We start from the raw sequence: 1,622 nt of genomic DNA, 5'->3' as shown, positions 1-1,622 counted from the left end.
TTCATAGTGTTTCGGTGGTTATAGCGTGAGGGAAACGCCCGGTTACATTCCGAACCCGGAAGCTAAGCCTTACAGCGCCGATGGTACTGCAGGGGGGACCCTGTGGGAGAGTAGGACGCCGCCGAACAATTATTGAGAAAACCCCCGGCCGGGGATACCGGTCCGGGGGTTTTCTGCGTTTTCGGGGCCCCTCCACTTCCCCCTACAGTCGGCCCGCCGTCTTTAGAGCCAGGTACGCGTCCGCCAACGCCGGCGCCAGTTCATCCGGCGTCTCGTCGACGACCGTAACCCCGTGGCGGCGGAGTTGTTCGGCTGTGCGGTGGCGTTCGCTCTGGGCCTGGGCCGCCGCTGCGGCCTCGTACACCGCTTCGGTGTTTCCGCGTGCCTTCGCCATGCGGGCGATGTACGGATCTGCCACCGAGGCCACGAGAACCGTGTGGCGCTGGGTGAGTTGGGAGAGGACCGGGAGCAGCCCCTCCTCGACGGGGGCCGTGTCGAGGCTGGTGAGGAGGACGATCAGGGAGCGGCGCGGGGCTGTGCGCAGGGCGGTGGCCGTCAGGCCTCGGGCGTCCAGTTCGACCAGTTCGGGTTCGAGTGTCGCCATCGCGTTGACCAGGGAGGGGAGCACGTCGCGGGCGGTGCGGCCCTGGACCAGCGCGCGTACTCGGCGGTCGTAGGCGAGGAGGTCCACGCGGTCGCCAGCGCGGGAGGCGAGGGCTGCCAGGAGCAGGGCCGCGTCCATGGAGGCGTCGAGGCGCGGGGCATCGCCCACGCGGCCCGCGGCGGTGCGGCCGGTGTCGAGGACGACGAGGATGTGGCGGTCGCGTTCGGGGCGCCAGGTGCGTACGGCGACGGTGGACTGGCGGGCTGTGGCGCGCCAGTCGATGGAGCGGGTGTCGTCTCCGGGGACATACTCGCGCAGGCTGTCGAATTCGGTGCCCTCGCCGCGGATGAGCACGCTGGTTCGGCCGTCGAGTTCGCGCAGCCGGGCGAGCTTGGACGGGAGGTGCTTGCGGCTGGTGAAGGGGGGCAGGACTCGTACCGTCCAGGGGATTTTGTGGGTGCCCTGGCGGGTGAACAGGCCGAGGGGGCCGTACGAGCGGATGGTGACCCTGTCGGCCTGGCGGTCGCCTCGGCGCGTCGGGCGCAGATGGGTGGTGAGGCGCCGGCGTTCGCCCGGGGGGACAGTGGTGTGGTGGCGTGAGGCCTCCACCTCGGTTCCGGGCTCCCAGGTGCTGGGGGGCCAGGCGTCGCGCAGGCGCGCCCTGAGGAGGCGGCGGGAGGGGTTGGTGATCGTGAGGGTGACGTCGGCGCTCTCGCCCAGGCGTACGGACGTGTCGCCGGAGCGGGTCAGTCCGAGGCGTCGTACGGGTGCCGCGAGGGCGAAGTCGCAGGCGCAGGCCACCGCCAGGGGGGCGTTGACAGCGAGGATGCCCGTCCAGCTGGGGTCCCAGATGCCGACGGGGACGGAGCCGAGGGCCGCGAGGAGTGCGGCGCGTCCGGTGAGGGCCATCAGCGGGGGACGGGGACGTGGGCGAGGATGGCGTTGATGACGGAGTCGGCCGTCACGCCCTCCATCTCGGCCTCCGGGCGGAGTTGCACGCGGTGGCGGAGGGTGGGGA

Annotated in this window: 1 protein-coding gene, 1 rRNA gene and 1 pseudogene; 1 reads left to right on the top strand and 2 read right to left on the bottom strand. The window is 71.2% G+C overall.

The window, feature by feature from the left end; all coding sequences use genetic code 11:
• The first annotated feature begins 10 nt into the window (after positions 1 to 10).
• Positions 11 to 127: ribosomal RNA gene (gene rrf, locus GRC12_RS44310) — 5S ribosomal RNA — on the top strand.
• A 75-nt stretch (positions 128 to 202) separates the two neighbouring features.
• On the opposite strand, the gene GRC12_RS44305 is transcribed toward rrf, so the two are convergent.
• Both GRC12_RS44305 and GRC12_RS44300 read right to left on the bottom strand, forming a co-directional pair.
• Positions 203 to 1,513 (bottom strand): DUF58 domain-containing protein, encoded by a 1,311-nt coding sequence (locus GRC12_RS44305; RefSeq protein WP_208786074.1) that lies wholly within the window; start codon positions 1,511 to 1,513, stop codon positions 203 to 205.
• A pseudogene (locus GRC12_RS44300) lies at positions 1,513 to 1,622 on the bottom strand (AAA family ATPase); the annotation flags it as partial. The pseudogene GRC12_RS44300 and the gene GRC12_RS44305, both read right to left, overlap by 1 nt.

It is taken from the genome of Streptomyces griseorubiginosus, from assembly GCF_017614965.1.
GTDB lineage: Bacteria > Actinomycetota > Actinomycetes > Streptomycetales > Streptomycetaceae > Streptomyces > Streptomyces griseorubiginosus_B.
This window is presented reverse-complemented; position numbering and strand designations above follow the sequence as displayed.

Coding starts and splice junctions, on each gene's coding strand:
- GRC12_RS44305 (WP_208786074.1), bottom strand. CDS start 1,513: ATGGCCCTCACCGGACGCGCCGCACTCCTCGCGGCCCTCGGCTCCGTC.